General features: G+C 39.7%; 10 protein-coding genes. 5 read left to right on the top strand and 5 right to left on the bottom strand.

Features of this window, described 5'->3' with window-relative positions:
- Positions 1 to 65: 65 nt before the first annotated feature.
- Genes VOI17_RS10005 through VOI17_RS09985 form a run of 5 tightly spaced genes read left to right on the top strand, consistent with a single transcriptional unit; the run spans position 66 to position 12,181 of the window.
- Positions 66 to 2,465, top strand: a complete 2,400-nt coding sequence (locus VOI17_RS10005) for an ABC transporter permease (RefSeq protein WP_323757113.1) — start codon at positions 66 to 68, stop codon at positions 2,463 to 2,465.
- A gap of 11 nt (positions 2,466 to 2,476) precedes the next feature.
- A complete protein-coding gene (locus VOI17_RS10000; protein WP_323757112.1) occupies positions 2,477 to 4,921 on the top strand; it encodes an ABC transporter permease in 2,445 nt (814 codons plus the stop codon).
- Positions 4,922 to 4,932: 11 nt separating this feature from the next.
- Positions 4,933 to 7,344, top strand: coding sequence for an ABC transporter permease (locus VOI17_RS09995; protein WP_323757111.1), 2,412 nt, complete (start codon positions 4,933 to 4,935; stop codon positions 7,342 to 7,344).
- An 11-nt stretch (positions 7,345 to 7,355) separates the two neighbouring features.
- Positions 7,356 to 9,800, top strand: a complete 2,445-nt coding sequence (locus tag VOI17_RS09990) for an ABC transporter permease (protein ID WP_323757110.1) — start codon at positions 7,356 to 7,358, stop codon at positions 9,798 to 9,800.
- A gap of 11 nt (positions 9,801 to 9,811) precedes the next feature.
- Entirely contained in the window at positions 9,812 to 12,181 is a 2,370-nt protein-coding gene (locus tag VOI17_RS09985) for an ABC transporter permease (protein ID WP_323757109.1), read from the top strand.
- 36 nt (positions 12,182 to 12,217) lie between these two features.
- On the opposite strand, the gene VOI17_RS09980 is transcribed toward VOI17_RS09985, so the two are convergent.
- The 5 genes from VOI17_RS09980 to ade form a co-directional block, all read right to left on the bottom strand.
- Entirely contained in the window at positions 12,218 to 12,610 is a 393-nt protein-coding gene (locus VOI17_RS09980) for a response regulator (protein ID WP_323757108.1), read from the bottom strand.
- Positions 12,607 to 14,883 carry a PAS domain S-box protein gene (locus VOI17_RS09975; RefSeq protein WP_323757107.1) on the bottom strand — a complete coding sequence of 759 codons (2,277 nt, stop codon included), beginning with the start codon at positions 14,881 to 14,883 and terminating at the stop codon, positions 12,607 to 12,609. Before VOI17_RS09975 ends, VOI17_RS09980 begins: the two co-directional genes overlap by 4 nt.
- A 188-nt stretch (positions 14,884 to 15,071) precedes the next feature.
- Positions 15,072 to 15,368 carry a hypothetical protein gene (locus tag VOI17_RS09970; protein WP_323757106.1) on the bottom strand — a complete coding sequence of 99 codons (297 nt, stop codon included), beginning with the start codon at positions 15,366 to 15,368 and terminating at the stop codon, positions 15,072 to 15,074.
- Positions 15,368 to 16,681: a hypothetical protein gene (locus tag VOI17_RS09965; protein WP_323757105.1), complete on the bottom strand. Its 1,314-nt coding sequence runs from the start codon at positions 16,679 to 16,681 to the stop codon at positions 15,368 to 15,370. The genes VOI17_RS09970 and VOI17_RS09965 overlap by 1 nt, the downstream gene beginning before the upstream one ends.
- A gap of 70 nt (positions 16,682 to 16,751) precedes the next feature.
- On the bottom strand, positions 16,752 to 18,383 hold the full coding sequence (ade, locus tag VOI17_RS09960) for an adenine deaminase (RefSeq protein ID WP_323757104.1): 1,632 nt from the start codon (positions 18,381 to 18,383) through the stop codon (positions 16,752 to 16,754).

The following is an 18,383-nucleotide window of genomic DNA, read 5'->3' as shown; positions in this document are numbered from 1 at the left end:
AAAAAAAACTCAGCCATAACCCATAACCCATAACCGATAACTAATCACCAATAACTCAAGGAACAATGGTCAAAAATTATCTTAAAATCCTAGTTAGAAATTTTGTTCGAAACAAAACTTTCACGCTCATTAATATCAGCGGTTTAACGCTGGGGATTACATGCAGCTTAGTCATGTTCTTGATTGTAAAACAAGAACGCAGCTTTAACCAATACCATAAAAATATTGACTCCATATACAGGGTTGGACACATTGATGTGGAAGACGGTAGAGAGTATTCGCAGGGAGGAGTGCCCTTGGTCATGCCTCCTTCTATCAAGGACGAAATTGTGGGAGTGAAGGAAGTGACATTGATTTCGCATGAGCGTTACGGTCTTATTTCTGTGAATAATGGGGGCGAAATTAAATATTATGAAGAAGAGCCCGAGTTGGTCTATATTGAGCCTTCTTTCTTCAATATTTTTGATTGGAAACTGCTGGAAGGCAGTGTGGAGTCGGTTTTTGACCAGCCCAATATTGTCGCCTTAAATAAAACGCTGGCAGAAAAGTATTTCCCTAACCAATCGGCAGTCGGTCAAACTATAAAGCTGAACAAGGAAACGGACTTGAAAGTGGTAGCGGTAATGGAAGATGCCCCTAGAAATTCAGATTTTCCCTTTGGGATTTTCATTTCTATGGAAACAAAAAAGGCCAAAGACCCTGATGAATTTAATAGCTGGGGGAGCATTTCAAGTGACAACGTGGCCTTTGTACTTTTAGAGAATAATGTAGATCCAGCCAAAGTGGACGCCCAGTTTCCAGATTTTATAGAAAAGCACTGGGACAAAGACACCCGCGAAGCTCGAACATTTCTGTTAGCACCTTTTACAGAATATCATTTCGATGAGCGTTTCGGTACTTTCAGTGGTCGTGTAGCGCCAAAAACCATTCTTTACGCCTATATTATTATTGGTGTATTACTCATTGTAACCGCCTGTTTTAACTTCATCAATATGTCTACCGCTATGGCCGTAAAACGTTCCAAAGAGGTGGGAATGCGTAAAGTGTTAGGTAGTACACGAAAGCAGTTGGTATTGAGGTTTATGGGTGAAACCTTCGCCATTACCCTTATTGCTTTATTGATATCCATGGCCCTTACGGAAAGACTACTGCCTATGGTGATCAATGACTTTATAGGAGTTGAGGTGCCCTTTAACCCGATTGCCGACTTAGCCCTTCTAGGCTATTTGATAGTTATTCTTTTGGCTGTGTCGGTTTTGGCGGGATTGTATCCCGCTATTGTACTGTCACGCGCAAAACCTATTTATGCACTTAAAGGAAGCATGACCAAAGGGAAGGGCAATTTGTTTTTCAGAAGATCGCTGGTATTTACGCAGTTCTTAATTTGTCAGATCCTGATTTTTGGAACCGTGGTGGCGGTACAGCAAATGAATTATTTCAATTCGGTAGATATGGGCTATGATCAGGAATATATTCTAAATATTAATTTGGCTGAAACCGACAAAACCACCCGTGATTTATGGGATTCTAGAGTTCAGAATATTCCGGGTGTCATCTCTTATTCCTTCAATTACAAACCTCCTTTTTCGGGCTCCCAATCAGTTACCAATGCTTTTTACTATGGAGTAGATAGCGCGGTAAACGAACTCAATACCCATATAAAAATGGCTGACGACCAATATCAGAAAACTTATGGTTTGAGGCTGGTGGCTGGCGATTGGCTGATGAAAAGCGATACGGTAAACCAGTTTGTTGTCAATGAAACCTTCCTAAAAAAACTCGGTATAACGGATCCGAATGAGATCATCGGAGAGCGCATGAAATTATGGGGTATGACCGCTCCAATTGTGGGAGTTGTGGAGGATTACCATGTCACTACTTTATCTCAAGCCATAGAGCCAGTGGCCATGTTTAACCGCCCAGAGAACTTTAGAACCTTAGGCTTGCGTGTGAATGGGCAAAGTTCAGCCAATGTAATTGCTGAACTAGAAACCATTTGGCACGACATCCATGAAGAATATGAGTTTGACTATACTTTCTTAGACAAGCAGATTGCGGACTTCTATGAAGATGAGCGCAAAATGTCGCAAATGCTGACGGTGTTTGCCTTCATAGCCATTTTCATTGGCTGCTTGGGTCTTTATGGATTAGTGTCGTTTATGGCCAATCAAAAGGCCAAGGAAATTGGAATTCGTAAGGTTCTAGGCGCTACGGTAGCTAGCCTAATGAGTCGTTTTTCAATGGAGTTTATTGTCCTAGTAGGACTATCATTTCTGCTGGCCGCTCCATTGGCCTATTGGGGAATGAACAGTTGGCTTGGGCAGTATGAATACCGCATAGCGATCGGGCCAGTCATTTTCTTGATCAGTATTGGCGCATCACTGCTGATTGCTTTAGGCACCACAGGCTACCGCTCTATGCGAGCCGCTACCGCCAACCCTGTTAATTCACTTAGAGACGAATAAACCTTAAAGCTATGATCAAACAAACCTTCAAATTTGCACTAAGGAGTTTTAGAAAATCGGGCTCTATACATTTGATCAATCTTCTCGGCTTGACCCTCGGGTTAAGTGTATTCTTCTTGGTATCGCTGTTCATCTATCAAGAAAGAAGCTACGAAAGTGATTTTACGCACAAGGATAGAATCTACCAATTAAGCCATACCATGTTAGGGCATAGGACGGCACTTGGTGCGCCAAACTTACCATATGTGCTAGACGAAATACCAGAGGTAGAAACCTTTACTAGCTTTAAACGGAGTGCATCGGCCAATCTTGCTTGGGATGATCAGGAACAGATTGTGAAAATGCTCAGGGTTGATTCATCTTTTCTCGAAGTTTTTGATTTTGAACTTTTGAAAGGTGATCCAGAGACCGTATTAGACGAGCCAAACTTTGCAGTGATTAATGAAAAGTGGGCCAAAGATTTTTTTGGGAGTACCAATGTGATAGGTAAGCTGGTTAAAGTAACAATGCATGACCTGGTAAAGGACAGCACATACCAAGTACCAGTTATTATAAACGGAGTAATTAAATCACCCAAGTTTAAAACACAGCTGCAATTTGATTTGTTGGTTTCAGAACAAAGACCTTCAACCATGAGGCAAGATGTGGGAGGTTGGCAAAACTCGACTGTTTATAATTATATAGTTGCAGCTTCTGATGCTACAGAGCAGCTGCTTGATAAAAGGCTTTCTGATATCAGTTATAAATATGTTTACCCCAAAACAGTAATAGGTGGTCACGGTAGTAAAGAGGACTGGAAAGCGGAAGGTCTATATTCTGATTCTTATGCTGAGTCTTTAGCTACACTGAGAACCAATTCCGATACGAGAGGTAACTTAATGCCAACCTTAAATACGTCCCAAGTGAACACACTTATTATCATTGCTTTGGCCGCACTAATTATTTCGGTTTTCAACTTTATTAATATTTCTACCGCCCGCGCTTCACTTAGAATGAAAGAGGTAGGGGTAAAACGTATTATGGGCTCATCGAAGCGCATGCTGATATTTCAGTTTATGCTGGAGTCTTTTCTGCTTATTCTCTTGTCCTCGGTGGTGGCTTTAGCCATGGTGGAGGTTTTGGTAAAGCTCAAACCTGAATCTATTGGAATTGTAGTTGATTACTCAGTGCTTCACTCCCAAGAATGGGTTTTCGGGCTCATCGCTTTTATTTTAGTACTCACTTTTCTTGCGGGTATTTATCCTGCCATTTACCTATCAAGTGGTAAATTAGTTTCCATTCTGAAAAGTGGGGTTTCGAAGCATAGCTTTAGCGTTTTGAATGCAGGTGCGCTAAGAAGGTTTGCTACGGTACTACAGTTTATGTGTTCCATTGGATTGATTACGGCTGTAATCACCATGTTTCTGCAAGTGGATTTTTTAAGAACAAGAGACATTGGTTATCAATCAAGGGGGGTATTAGTAATTGACAATACATCATTGTTAAAGGAATCAAAGGAAGCTTTTGCTCATGAGTTATCTCGCTTGTCTAGTATAAGTGGTGCCGCATATGCTACTCGCTTGCCTAGTAGCATTACCCTAGAAGGAGCTCAGCCGATTCCTATTAACGATTCCACCAAAATGTCTTTCTCAATTTTTGGAGTAGATACAGCATTTTTCGAGGTAATGGATATGAAGTTCGTCCATGGTCATTCTTTTTTTGAAAGCACTAGCTCAGACAGCACTGAAATATCGCCAGAATATGTTCCGGTGGTTATAAATGAGATAGCCGCCAAGCAGCTTGGCTTCGAAAACCCAATAGGTCAGTTCATTGGAGAAAGGGCTAAAGTTGTAGGAGTAGTTCAGGATTTTGTATTTAGTGATCTTAGAGAAACCATTGAGCCCGTTTTAATGACGTCACGCCCAGGAAGGGGTAGGAGTTACGCATTTAGCCATCCATTAGTAGTTAAATCCAGCGTAAGTAAGCCCAAGATAGATGAACTTCAGGAAGTTTGGTCTCGGTTTTCACAAGAGGAAATGAAGTGGCATTTTTTAGAAACCAATTACTCCAACCTCTTGAAGGTTGAGATGCAGGGTTTTAAGGCTGTTCTCATCTTCTCCATAGTAGCTGTAGTTATATCATGCCTAGGTTTATTGGGCTTGTCAATATTCATTATAGACCAGCGTACCCATGAATTTGGTGTAAGAAAGGTGTTGGGTGCATCCGTTACCGATATCATGAAGCTGTTTGGAAGTGGATTTGCGAAATTAATGTTGGTGGCCTTTCTATTCGCACTTCCTGTTTCGGTATATCTAATGCAAAAATGGTTATCAGATTATGCCAATAGAATCAATTTAGATGCCTGGATTTTTGTGTTGACCGCTGTAATCATGATCATTATTGTAGCGGCCACCATCCTTTTCCAATCCCTCAAAGCAGGCAGACTTAACCCAGTAGATACCTTAAGAAACGAATAAACCTTAAAGCTATGATAGTTCAACTCATCAAATACGCATTTAGAAGTTTCAGGAAAACGCCATTCATAACGTTTCTGAACATGCTTGGGTTAACCCTTGGGCTGTCGGTATTCTTTTTGGTATCTCTTTATGTTTATCAAGAAAACAGTTATGAGAATGACTTTAAATACAAGGATAGAATCTATCAGTTGAGTACGCACTACGGAGGAATGGATTTGGCTGGGAGTTGGAAGAATACCATCCATGTACTAGATGAGATACCTCAAATTGAAACCTTTACTTCATTTTCCTACCCAGCTACAGTACGCTTGACGGTTGATAATGAAGAATATGAAGGCTTGAGACAGATTGAGGTTGATTCAAATTTTTTCGATGTGTTTGATTACGATTTGTTGGTTGGTGATTCCAAAACGGCACTTAATGAACCTAATTCGATTATTGTCAGTGAAAAAACCGCACTCAATCTGTTTAACACCACCGATGTTGTTGGTAAACTGGCTACAACAAACAAAGGGGTAACGGGTATTATAAAGGGTGTAAGTAAGGCTACACAATATAAAACTCAATTAGAGTTCGATTTTCTAGTTTCGAGGGCAAGGCATGTGTTAAATTCACAGGACTGGAGAAACACGCCCTCTACTTTCACTTACATAGTGGTTGCCAAGGAGACTGAGCTTGATGAGCTCAGCTGGAAGCTAGACGAACTGAATATCAAGTATGTTTTTTCAAGTGCTTCTATGGGTAATCCTCCAGAAATTACAATAGAGGAATACCGTTCTAACAACCAACGATCTGGGGTTTTTGCCGAATCAATTCAAGACTTAAGAACAGTATCTGAGTCAAGACTAAATCTAATGCCTAAAATGAATTCAACTCAGTTGGATACTTTAGTTATTGTTGGTTTGGCTTCTCTTTTAATCTCCATCATTAATTTCATCAATCTGTCCACAGCTAAGGCTTCTGTAAGAATGAAGGAGGTGGGCGTAAAACGCATTCTAGGTTCTTCGAGACCATTATTGATTTCTCAATTCTTAATAGAGTGCTTTTTAATTGTCTTTCTGTCTTCCCTAATCGCTTTAGGTTTAGTTGAATTGGTGGTAAAATTAAACCCTCCATTTTTGGGGCTGAACATTGAATACTCTGTCTTACATTCAGTGGAATGGACGGCTTGGTTGGTTGGTTTTCTATTTTCATTAACCTTAATCTCTGGTCTTTACCCTGCACTTTACCTGTCAAGTGGTAGTGCAATTTCCATACTCAAACCAGGATCTTCTAAAAGCAGTTTTAGCGTGCTGAATGCTGCGTCTATTAGAAAGGGCTCCATCATTGTGCAATATGTTGGTGCTGTAGGTTTAATTACTGCTGTGATTGTTATGTTCTTACAAGTGAGTCATTTACGCGAACGTGACAGAGGTTACACATCAGATGTGGCCATGGTAATAAATACCTACAGTTTGAAGGCAGACAAAGAAGCATTGAAGAATGAACTTTTGAGTTATCCAGAGATTTCTGCTGTTACCTACGTTACTCAATTGCCTGGTAAATTTGTCCCATCTCTATCACCGCCAATTAAGGTTAAATCTAGCGATAATACCGAGCATCAAGTGCAGCGTTTTTTTGTTGACGAAGATTTTCTTGAAGCCACTGGGGTTCGAGTAATTGAAGGAGATGGTTTTAAGCTTGATCATGCAGGCCAATCTGTGACAGGCTCGGGAGGCTATTCTCCTGTGCTCATCAATGAGGCCGCAGCTAAGCTGTTCAATGAAGGGGAAAATATTGGTAGGGTAATCAACACCAAGTATCAGGTAGTAGGAGTGGTGAAGGACTTTTCACTTGACGAATTAAGGCAATCTGCTGACCCAATGATTATTTCTAAGATGACAAAAGCTCCACAGCTTAGTGAGATAGTAGTTAAGACTTCTTCAGGAAAAATGGAGATCGAAACGGTACAAAAAGCTTGGGCTAAATTTTCTAATAAGAATCCCTACGTGACATTATTAAGTGATAAGTATTATGAAAAATTGAAAGAAGAAGGCCAAGGCTTTTATGCTGTTCTAGTTTTTTCCATTCTGGCCATATTAATTTCTTGCTTAGGCCTTTTAGGCTTAGCCATCTTCACAGTCGACCAACGTTTTCATGAGTTTGGTGTTCGTAAAGTACTTGGTGCCTCGGTAGCGGATATCATTGCGCTTTTCTCTAAAGATTTTGCCAAGCTTATTGCCATCGCCTTTGTAATTGCTATTCCCGTTTCTGTTTATTCCATGCAGAATTGGCTCAATAACTTTGCTGACCGTATTGACCTTTCGGTTGGTGTTTTTATCATCACAGCCATTGTGGTCTTCTTTATAGTTGCGGCCACCATCCTTTTCCAATCCCTCAAAGCAGGCCGACTTAACCCAGTAGACACTTTGCGCAACGAATAAACCTTAAAGCTATGATAACTCAATTGATCAAATACGCATTCAGAAGTTTCAGAAAAACGCCTCTAATCCATCTACTTAACCTAACTGGTTTGACGATAGGGCTTTCAGTTTTCTTTTTGGTTTCACTCTATGTTTATCAAGAGAAAAGCTATGAAAGTGACTTCAGTAATAAAGAAGATATTTTTCAAATAGGCTCTGAAATGCAAGGAATGATGGATGGGATGGCAGTAAGTACTCCAAACCTCGCCTTAGTTCAAGATGAAATACCAGAGGTTGAAGCTATTACAGCTTTCACAAAGGGTAGGGCTGATCTGACCACTGACGATAAAAGCTTCAATATTAATGCTATAAGTACTGATGCTCACTTTTTTAAGGTTTTCGATTTTAAGGTAATGGCGGGAGACGCTTCCACGATGTTGAGTAAACCTGGTTCTGCCGTAATTACCAATGAATTTGCAACACGACTTTTTGGGTCAACCGATGTGTTGGGAGAAGTAGTGACTTATGCCGGAGATCCTTATCTGATAAATGGAGTAATTGAAAAACCTCGCTATAAAACCCAACTTGATGTTGATGCAATTGTGCACAACGCTAAAGTTGATGTTTATGAAACGAAAACATGGGGCGGTGCTTCGAAACACATTTACGCAAGAATCAATCAGGCTACTGACAGAGATAGTTTTGAGCAAAGCATGGATGAAATCGTTCTAAAATATATTTATCCACAAACGAAGGGTGATGAAGCTGGAAATCTAAGCATTGAAGATTGGAAGAAAGACCCAGCTTATCGAGGCTTAAAGATTGAGTCTTTGGATGAATTAAGGACTGAATCTAAGGCCATGCTTAATCTAATGCCAAAACTTGATCAGAGTAGATTGACAACGATGATTATCGTTGGCATTGCCGCTTTGCTTATCTCGGTCATTAACTTTATTAACCTATCAACCGCAAAGGCTACCGTAAGATTTAAGGAGGTTGGGGTGAAACGTATTTTGGGAGCTAACCGTGGATTATTGGTTAGTCAGTTTTTAATTGAGGCCTTTATCGTTGTGTTGCTTTCGGCAATACTGGCCCTAGGTGTAGTAGAATTGGTGATCAAATTGAGCGCAGACTTTGGAGGTTCATTTGTGGAGTTTTCTGTCCTTCATTTTAATGAGTGGTTGATAGGTACTGCCTTGTTTATTTTAGGGCTCACGCTTGTTTCAGCCATATATCCAGCCCTTTATTTATCCAGCAACAAGTCCTTGATTCTGATGAGAAAGGGATTGCCCAGAAATGAACTCAGTATTTTTAATGCAACAGGATTTAGAAAAGTAGCTACAGTAGTTCAGTTTGTAGGGTCCATTAGCTTAATCGCAGCGGTTATCGTCATGTTCCTGCAAATTGATTTTTTGAGAAATAGAGACCTAGGCTATGATGATGAAGGGATTTTAACCACAAATGGTCTTTTCTATTTATCCAATCCAAGAGATGGAAGTAGCACAATTAGCGCTTTCCAAAATGAATTATCAAAAAGCCCATTAATCGAAGAATTTGGGTTTTCAAGTCGGCTACCAATGGATGATATAAAGCAAATTCCTATGCCATTGAAAGATGGAAATGGTGACGAACATCGTGTTGTTATTATGGGAGCCGACATGGAGTATTTAAAATTGATGAAGTTCCGATTGATTCAAGGTGAAATGTTTTCTGAAAAAAGAACAAGTTCCCCTGGTCCAACTGATGCCAAGGAATCCACATTAAGGCCTGTATTGATAAATCAAATGGCTGCAAGCACATTGGGGCTTGAAGAGCCCATTGGAGAATTGATAAGCGATAAGTATGAAGTTGTTGGGGTGGTTGAGGACTTCTTTTTTAATGATTTGAGGAGAGCCGTTGATCCAGTTATCATCTTGGAATCGAAACCAAACTTATATAGTTATCTCACTATAAAATCAAAGGATCAAAATGAAGCAAAGGCATTTGTAAGAAGCATATGGGAAGAGCTAGCTTGGGCAGGGTATACTGATAAACGTTTGGAATGGGAAGCGCTTGAATCTAATTATGCCAACTTATTGAAGGAAGAAAATCAAGGGTTTTCCTATATGCTTTTCTTCTCTGTTTTGGCTGTTATCGTATCCTGCCTTGGTTTATTTGGCTTAGCTGTATTTACTATTGAGCAACGTTTTCATGAGTTTGGTATTCGTAAGGTATTGGGTGCTTCAGTGGGAAATATTGTTCAGTTATTCTCTAAAGATTTTGCCAAGCTTATTGCAATTGCTTTTGTTGTTGCTATTCCAGTTTCCATATATGCCATGCAAAACTGGCTCAATGGTTTTGCTAATCGTATTTCATTGTCCTTAGAAGTATTCTTATTCACGGGCTTGGTCACATTATTCATTGTTTTTTTTACCATCCTTTTCCAATCCCTCAAAGCCGGCCGACTTAACCCAGTAGATACCTTAAGAAACGAATAAACCTTAAAGCTATGCTCAAGAACAACCTCATTTTAGTATTCAGAAGGCTTAAGAAAGAAAAGCTGTTCACCTTGGTGAATGTGCTGGGTTTAACCGTAGGCCTCACTGCCTTTTTGATGATATCGCTGTACATCAGGCATGAACTCAGTTTTGATAAGTTTCATAAGGACTATGAAAACATCTACCGAGTAACCTCTAAATATCTAGAAAGAGAAACGAGAGGTACTATCACTAGCGACTATGTTGAATTTTTTAAAGATGATGTGGTTGGGCTCAATAGTTATTCTCGGGTGAGTTTAAGCAATGAGCTTATGCTTGTCGCTGGAGAAGGCAAAGAACTGAATACTAAAGGTGTGCTCTCTGCCGACCCTAACTTCTTTGAATTCTTTTCTTTCCAACTTAAAGATGGTTTTCCTTCTACCGTTCTAGCTACCTCAGGGAGTGCGGTAATTTCGGAGAGCCTCAGTTTAAAGCTTTTTGGGGAAGCCAATCCAATAGGTAAGGAGCTGATTTTAGAAAAAGGTAAGGAGCTTTATACTATTACCGGAGTAGCTAAGGACCCACCGCTCAATAGTTCATTTGGTTTCGAGCTAGTCACTTTTGTAGAAGGGCGCTTTAAAAATCATTGGGAGCAAACTTCCAGCTTGAGAAGCGTGGTTACTTATCTTAACCTCCGTTCGGATGTTTCAATAGATCAGGCCATAGCACAAATAAATGAGGCCAAAGTAAAACCTCCCTATACGTTGATGTCCATGGAGGTTAAATACGGACTGTCTCCAATGGCTGACCAAAGGTTGTACGCAGATTATTTAGAGACATTTTTTGAGCAAAACGACATCAGGTATATTCAGTTGTTTGGTGGTATTGCGTTGGTAGTATTGCTTTTGGCCATTATAAACTATATCAACTTGGTTACTGCGCAAGCCACTAAGAAAGTAAAAGAGGTTGGACTTAGAAAGGTCATTGGCGCGGGTAGGTATCAATTGATGGCCTATCAATTTGCTGAGTCAGTAGTTGTTGTAATGCTCTCTTTTATCCTAGCTTTTGCCCTTACCGAAAGGCTTTTGCCTGTATTTAATAACCTGCTAGGAAAAGATATTGCGCTTAAATACTTTGGCTCTGTCTTCTTTTTGTGGATTGCAGTAGCGGGTGTGACAATTGGCTTAATCTCTGGCCTTTATCCGGCCATACAAATCCTGAAAGTGAGCCCACTCCATTTATTAAAATCGGGTTCAAATGGAGGTAAACAAAACGCTGGTTTTAGAAAAATTCTGGTGCTGTTTCAGTTTACAGTTACTGCATTATTGCTGACGGTATTACTCATTATGGTTGGGCAGATGAATTATCTTAAACAAAAGGACCTTGGGTTTAATGCGAGCGCAATCATATCTGTCCCTTTAGATGGCGATTCCATCCAGTCACATGTCCCTTTAAAACAGGAGTTTTTAAAAGTATCAGGAGTTCAAAGTGCGAGTGTTAGTGGTTTTCGTCCTGGTGGCTATGCCTATATCACCGCTATGGATGCACCCAATGAAAATGGTAAAGGAGCTGACGGGTTAGGCGGTGAGGCCATAATTGCCGATGCTGGCTTTCTAGATCTTATGGAGATCAAGGTGCTTTGGCAAGCTGGGGATGATGCGATAGACCGATTTGATGAAGATCATGTCATTATTAATAAGTCGATGGCGGAAAGCATGAATATCTTGGAAAACCCAGCAGAGGCGAGAATTTACAGTTATGATGACCAAATCGGTAAAGAGATAATAGCCATTGTGGACGATTTTCACATGAAATCGCTTAAAGATGAAATAGAGCCAATTAGTATCTATTATTTAAATGATTGGGGCAACGATAATATCTTAGTCAAAGTAGAAGCGGCAGATCTTCGCTCTGTTCTGAGTAAGCTTGCTGCTCCCTATGAACAGTTTTTCGGCAGGCCTTTCGAATACACTTTTTTGGATGATAAGATCGCGGAGTTTTATAAAAAGGAGCAGGGCCAATTTAAACTCTTCCAAATTTTCTCAACTATTGCCTTGAGTATTTCACTGTTAGGTTTAGTTGCGCTGACCACCTATAGTTTAGAGCAAAGAAAGAAGGAAGTAAGCATCAGAAAAGTGCTTGGGGCCTCAATTCAAAACCTATTGCTATTGCTGAACAAGGAATATACACTGCTTGTGGTTTTGGCTTTTCTCATCGCTTCGCCCATCGCCTATTATGCCATGCAGGGTTGGTTAGATGAATTCAAGTACCGCATTGAGATCACTCCACTTATTTTCATTGGCGCATTCTTAAGCTTTCTGGCTTTGAGCTGGATGGTGACTCTTTTACAGTCCTTGCAAGTGTCAAAGGCAAACCCTGCCGACACGCTTAGAGAGGAATAATGATAAGTAGGAGGTAAATGAAAAGATATACTTGAGTTAAAAATCCTCAAGTATATCTTTTAGGGCGTCCATTGTAATCGGTTTTACAATGTAATTACTGACCACTTCATAAGTCTCGGCTTTATTAAAATCTTCGCTATCAATAGAAGAACTGACGATGTAAAGGGTTATTTTTTTGTCGATTTTTATTTTGGTAAACTCATCCAAAAACTGCCAACCGTCCATTACTGGCATATTAAGGTCTAGTAAAATGAGCTCTGGTAAATTGTTTCCTGAAGCCACTATAGCAGAAAGGCCATCTAGTGCTTTTCTGCCATCTTGAAATACCATAAAACCATTACAGAAGTCGGCCAATTCCATCATTCTTTTTGCTCCAAAAACAAAAATAGGGTCATCATCTATAATACAGGCTATGTCAATTTTCTTCATAATTTCAAATACACTTTAAATGTTGTTCCTTTATCGAGTTCGCTTTCTACTTCTATTTTGCCATTCATGGCTTCAATTTGATTTTTTGTAATGAACAAACCGATACCTCTTGCGTCTTCATTTCCATGAAATGTTTTATACATACCAAACAGTTTTCGGCCATGTAATTTCATGTTCATCCCCCTACCGTTGTCGGTGAATTTAATAACGACAAATTTCTTTTTGGTTTCTGCGTCAATCGTAATTCGGTTAGGTCGATCTGATGATCGGTATTTGATCGCATTGGAAATCAAGTTAAGAAAAATACTTTCTAAATAGGCAGGAATTGCCTGTACAAAAATTGAAGGAGAAACATTATTTTCTATTTGAGTTTCGCTTTCTAGTACTGACGCATGGAGATTAATTTGTGCTTTTTTAATATATTCTAAGAGGTTTAAGGAGTGCAAATTGTCGTTGGTCTTGGTGCTCATGGCTACCACCTCATTGAGGTGCTGAATAGTTTCTTTTAAATTGTCAGAAGCTTCAGTAAGTAATGGGAAAAATGGATTTTGAGTAGCCTCAGGTACTTCCATTTTCATTAATTCTGTAAGCATTGAAAGGTTTCCGGAATGAGACCTGAGATTGTGGGATACAATATGGGCGAAATTGAGCAGGCGTTCATTTTGTTCTTTAGTAACATCAAGTAGAGATTTCACTTCTTCTTCCACTCTTTTTAAACTTGAAACATCAGTAGCCATACCCAAGTAGCCTTTAATTTCATTATTACTATTCTTTATGGCCGTTACCGTTAATTGCACAGGAAAGGTAGAACCGTCTTTTCGCACGTAGGTCCACTCTCTTGTTTCGTAATGTCCTATTGAGGCTTGATAGATTAGTGTTTGTAGACCTTGGATGTCGATACCATAAGTTTTGGAAAGTTCTTTCCCTCTATTTTTGACTTCACTGGCCAGATGAATGACTTCTGGCGATTGGCGATTAATCATTTCTTTTGCGGAATAGCCTAAGAGGTTTTCTGCTCCACGGTTGAACGACTTAATTATTCCATTTAAATCTGTTTCAATAATACACACTTGTGTACTGGCATCTTGAATGCCCTGAAGCTTGCTTATGCTTTCTTGTAATTGAATTTGTGCTTCCTTTCTTTCTGTGATATTGTTGATTTGGGCAACATAATGACTTGGCAAGCCCAAGCTGTTTTTCACCATAGAGGCAGAAAGTAGTACCCAAATAATGTGGCCTTTTTTATGGAAATATCTTTTCTCCATTTGATAGCTATCGATTTCACCTTTTGTAAGTTGATTAAGTAAACGAAAATCTTTCTCTAAATCATCAGGGTGAGTAATGTCGGCAAAGGTGAGTTTGGAAAGTTCTCTTTTTGGGTAACCAATAATTTGACAAAGGCTCTGATTTACTTGCAACCATTTTCCGTCAAGGTCTACCAGTGCCATTCCGTTGGCTGCAAATTCGAAGGTTTGACGGAACTGCTCTTCCTGAAGGGCTAATAGTTTGTTGGCCTTGGTTTTTTCGTCAATGTCTTGAAAAACCCCATATACGCTTATTACTTCGTTGTTTTCAATTTCAGGAATTCCAATCGTACGTATCCATTTATGATTGCCTTTTGCGGTAACAATCTCGAGTTCTAAATCAAAGGTTTCCTTTTTATCTATGCATGCTTGAAATTGTTTAGAGACCAAATCTCTGCTTTCTCCTTCCTTATAGAAATTGATTCCGCTTTCAATACTTGGCGTAAAGCCCTCTTCTGCCTCGTGGATGTCTCGGGTTACTTTACTCCATGTTACTGTTCCATTTTTGAGGTCAACTTCCCAAGTGCCGATGCTGGCAACTTCATTGGTTTTTTCAAGTAACTCTTGATACCTAGAAAGTAGGTGCTCTTTCTTTTTAATCGAGGTAATGTCCGCTGTGTACATGAGAATACCACCGATTTCATTTTTTTCAGTATACCAAGGTCTAACATCCCAGGTTATCCATTGTGTCGATCCATCATTGGTTGTGAAGGAATCTTCTTGTTTCTTTTTGATAGCCCCCCTTAAGGACTCTTGATGAATATCCTTCCATTCTTGACCAATGTTTTTGAATACATCATAATGACTTTTACCTATAATGTCCTGTCCTTCGAGGTTATAATCTTTTAGCCATTCTTGAGAGGCTGCCAAGTAGCGTATTTCACGATCGAACATTGCAATTGCCGAGGGGGCTTGTTCAACAAATAATTCGCTGCGGTCTTTAATGTGCTTGTTGTTTGGGTTGTACATTGGTGTAAGGAGGACTTTGTATGATTGAAAAATGATATATTATGACCAATGAATATCTCAGCTAAATGCAATATAGAAAAACACAAGGTATATTTTAGGGCGTGTTGCTATTTCGTGAGAAAACATGACAATAAAAGAGCCAGCACTAGGGTAGGGCTGGCTCTTAAGTTTATAGCGTTGTAATTAACTCAGTCTTTCATTTCTTCGGCACCAGGGCCTTTCCTAAACATTTTCTCAAAGGCTTTGCTTATTTCGTCTAAAGCATTTTTCAGGTGATGTTTAGCTTCTTCAATTTTTGGCTCGTTTTTGATTCGAAAATCATCCATTTTTTCTTCTAGTTTGTCGCGCTGAATTTTCAGCTTTTCAATGGTTTCTTCCATTTCTTCACGTACATCTCCAGAAGCATCCTTGGCTTTCTCTATAAGTTCGTCAATTTTATTGCGGAGGTCTTTAATTAACTGTTCCGCTTCATTTCTTATCGCCATTATTCTATTGGTCTAGTTCTAATTGTTGAAGTTACGTTAATCCAGCAACCTACTTTAATTGATGCGCCTTCTTCTAAGTTTAACTCGAAGATTTCAGTTTTTGTAGGGAATTGTGCTCTAGCACTTTCCATTCCCTTGCTGTTACCAGCCTTTTTATAGGCATCGTAAGCGGCAAAGAAAATAGCCCTATCGGCCACTTGACTTACATTTTGTTTACATTCATCAAAGCTATTCATGTACATCGAGGCAATAAGATTATAGGCTTCTTCAACCACACTTTGGTCAAGTTCACCCGCTTTTACTGCTTCGTTTCTTGCCTTCACTTTTTCACCAGATAAAGCGTATGCTTTGGCCAATGAAAGTGTGGTTTCTGCTTTTTTAGCTTTGTCTTGTTCTAGGCTAATAGCTTCTTGCAGGTATTTTATCGCCTCAGGATACTCTTTGCTTGAAAGTTTTCTCCTACCTATAATACCGGCCAAACCAGAGGTTGGCTCAGCATTATGTACCACCTCAACTGCTTCCATAAAGAAGTCTGAATCAGAACATTTAGCGGTAAGTGATAACTGAAATATTCTTTTGGCCAGTTTTACGTTGCTTGGGTTTTCTTTTAATTGAGGATATAGTTTCTGTGCAATGAATTCGCAATTCACATCAATAATGGAAGTGAGGGCCTGATCTATTATTGTTTTGTATTGCTCGAACTTTGACACATCCTTTCCTTCAGAAATTCGCTTTTCAATGATTTCAGTTATTTTAGAATGAATATCTAAAACCTGTTCATCACTAATGTTCTTATTCTTAATATGGCTTCTTCTAATAATATCCATGTAAGCCACCAAATTGTTATTGATCACCTCATCTGGCTTTTCATATGCCCTAGCAAAGGCTTTTAACGCTTCATCATATTTGTCTACATCATCCTTATGGTATTTGTAGTACCGATAAGCCACATTGTTTATTTCTGTATCGCTAAGCGGAAACCTTTCGTCTTTCAACTTATATACCGTAAACATAGAGTCTAAATAGACTTCCTTTTTGGAAGGATCGGTTTCTTTTTCGGCTATTGCTTCGTAGGCCTTGTAACTGTTGATGTATAACCCTTCATAAAGGTTAGGCGCGTTTTTCAACAGCCAAGCCAGTGAGTTGGCAGCTTCTCTATATCTATCCATGGACATGTCATCCAGCGACATGGCAAATTTTTCTTTTGCTTTCCCAGCCATTTTAGGGTCGGAAGGGTACGTTATTTCCGGATTTTGTGCTAAAGCAGGGAAAGCTAAAAGCCCCAGAAGAAGACAGAATAATAACTTTTTCATAATTGTACTTTTAATGAGGTAAAATTAACGCAATTAAAAATGGCGATAACCTAGACTCGTTATTAAATTGTTACGAATGCTTAATAAATAATGGTTTGAACTTAAAGCTATCTCCATCGAACAACCCTAAGTCACTAAGCTTTAATGATGGTATCACTAATAGTGCCATAAAGGACAAACTCATAAACGGTGAATTTAGTTTACTTCCCATCTCTTTAGAAATTCTATCGATGTTTGAATAGGCTTCTGCCACAGCATATCCATCTTCTGTACTCATAATGCCCGCTACGGGCAATGGCACTAAGGCTTCTTCATGTTGAGAAACGGCACTTACTCCGCCCTTTGCTTCAATAATCAGGTTTACTGCCTTTACAATATCAGCATCGGTAACACCCACGGCAATAATATTGTGTGAATCGTGTCCTACACTGGACGCGATTGCGCCTTCTTTTAAACCAAAGTTTCTAATAAAAGCTATTGCTGGTTTTGCTGCTTGATAACGGTTTACCACCACCATCTTTAACACATCATTGGCTACATTCGATACTATATTTCCGTTTTGGTCGGTGGCCGCCTCTGCTTCAATACAGTTGGTGACCAATTGGCCGTCTAGGACTTCAATTACATTGATTTTACCTTCTTCATTTTTGATTTGAATTAGAGATTCAACAATCGGGGCACAGTTGAAATTATTAACGATGTCGTTATTGACTCTTGGAATTAATGTCTTTCCATTTTCGGCTACCTTTTCACCATTGATATAAGTGGCTAAAACATTGAAACTGCTAGGATTGTCGATGATGATAAAGTCCGCAGGATCACCAACCTGAAGGCTTCCAACTTCTAAATTGTAATGATCAATAGGGGTAGTGCAAGCCGCTTGAAGTACATTGAATAACTCATGTCCCTTTTCAAGCGCTCTTTTTACCAGCAAGTTAATGTGGCCTTCCACCAAGTTGTCGGGGTGCTTGTCATCGGAACAAAACATGATCAGTTCAGGGTGGTCATGCAACAATTCAATAAGGGCTTCGAAATTCTTTGCTGCGCTGCCTTCTCTGATGGCAATCTTCATTCCGTGCTTTAGTTTGTCAAGGGCTTCTTCTTTGGTGAAACACTCATGATCGGTCGACATACCTGCTTTTACATAGGCTTCTGCCTTTTCTCCTCTTAAACCCGGGGCATGACCGTCTATAGGCTTGCCCAGTGATTTGGCGATGTTTATTTTTTCATAAACCATAGGGTCGTTAAAAAGCACTCCCGGCCAGTTCATCATTTCAGCTAAATATTTGATTTCGTCTTTTTCGAGTAGGTACCGAACCTCATCAGGGGTGATTTCGGCACCGGCCGTTTCAAATGTAGTGGCAGGTACACAGGAAGGCGCCCCAAAATTGAACTTGAAGTTCACCTGCTTCCCGTTTTCAATCATGTATTCCACACCCTTCACACCCAAAACATTGCCGATTTCATGCGGGTCAGACACGGTAGCTACCGTTCCATGCACCACCGCAAGTCGGGCAAATTCTGAAGGAACCAACATTGAGCTTTCCACATGAACATGCGAATCAATGAACCCAGGCATAATGAATTGACCGTCCACAGTATCCGATGGCTCAATTCTTTCTATTCTGTTATCTTTGATGTGGAGGATGCCTTTGAACAACCTTTTGTTTCTTACATCTAAAATATGACCTGAGATTTTCAT

The organism is Roseivirga sp. (assembly GCF_034669765.1).
Classification (GTDB): domain Bacteria; phylum Bacteroidota; class Bacteroidia; order Cytophagales; family Cyclobacteriaceae; genus Roseivirga.
This window is presented reverse-complemented; position numbering and strand designations above follow the sequence as displayed.

Excerpts from the sequence above, each read along its gene's own strand:
- VOI17_RS09965 (WP_323757105.1), bottom strand. The coding sequence starts at position 16,681 with ATGAAAAAGTTATTATTCTGTCTTCTTCTGGGGCTTTTAGCTTTCCCT.
- VOI17_RS10000 (WP_323757112.1), top strand. The coding sequence starts at position 2,477 with ATGATCAAACAAACCTTCAAATTTGCACTAAGGAGTTTTAGAAAATCG.
- VOI17_RS09990 (WP_323757110.1), top strand. The coding sequence starts at position 7,356 with ATGATAACTCAATTGATCAAATACGCATTCAGAAGTTTCAGAAAAACG.
- VOI17_RS10005 (WP_323757113.1), top strand. The coding sequence starts at position 66 with ATGGTCAAAAATTATCTTAAAATCCTAGTTAGAAATTTTGTTCGAAAC.
- VOI17_RS09980 (WP_323757108.1), bottom strand. The coding sequence starts at position 12,610 with ATGAAGAAAATTGACATAGCCTGTATTATAGATGATGACCCTATTTTT.
- VOI17_RS09975 (WP_323757107.1), bottom strand. The coding sequence starts at position 14,883 with ATGTACAACCCAAACAACAAGCACATTAAAGACCGCAGCGAATTATTT.
- VOI17_RS09985 (WP_323757109.1), top strand. The coding sequence starts at position 9,812 with ATGCTCAAGAACAACCTCATTTTAGTATTCAGAAGGCTTAAGAAAGAA.
- VOI17_RS09995 (WP_323757111.1), top strand. The coding sequence starts at position 4,933 with ATGATAGTTCAACTCATCAAATACGCATTTAGAAGTTTCAGGAAAACG.
- VOI17_RS09970 (WP_323757106.1), bottom strand. The coding sequence starts at position 15,368 with ATGGCGATAAGAAATGAAGCGGAACAGTTAATTAAAGACCTCCGCAAT.
- ade (WP_323757104.1), bottom strand. The coding sequence starts at position 18,383 with ATGAAAATCTCAGGTCATATTTTAGATGTAAGAAACAAAAGGTTGTTC.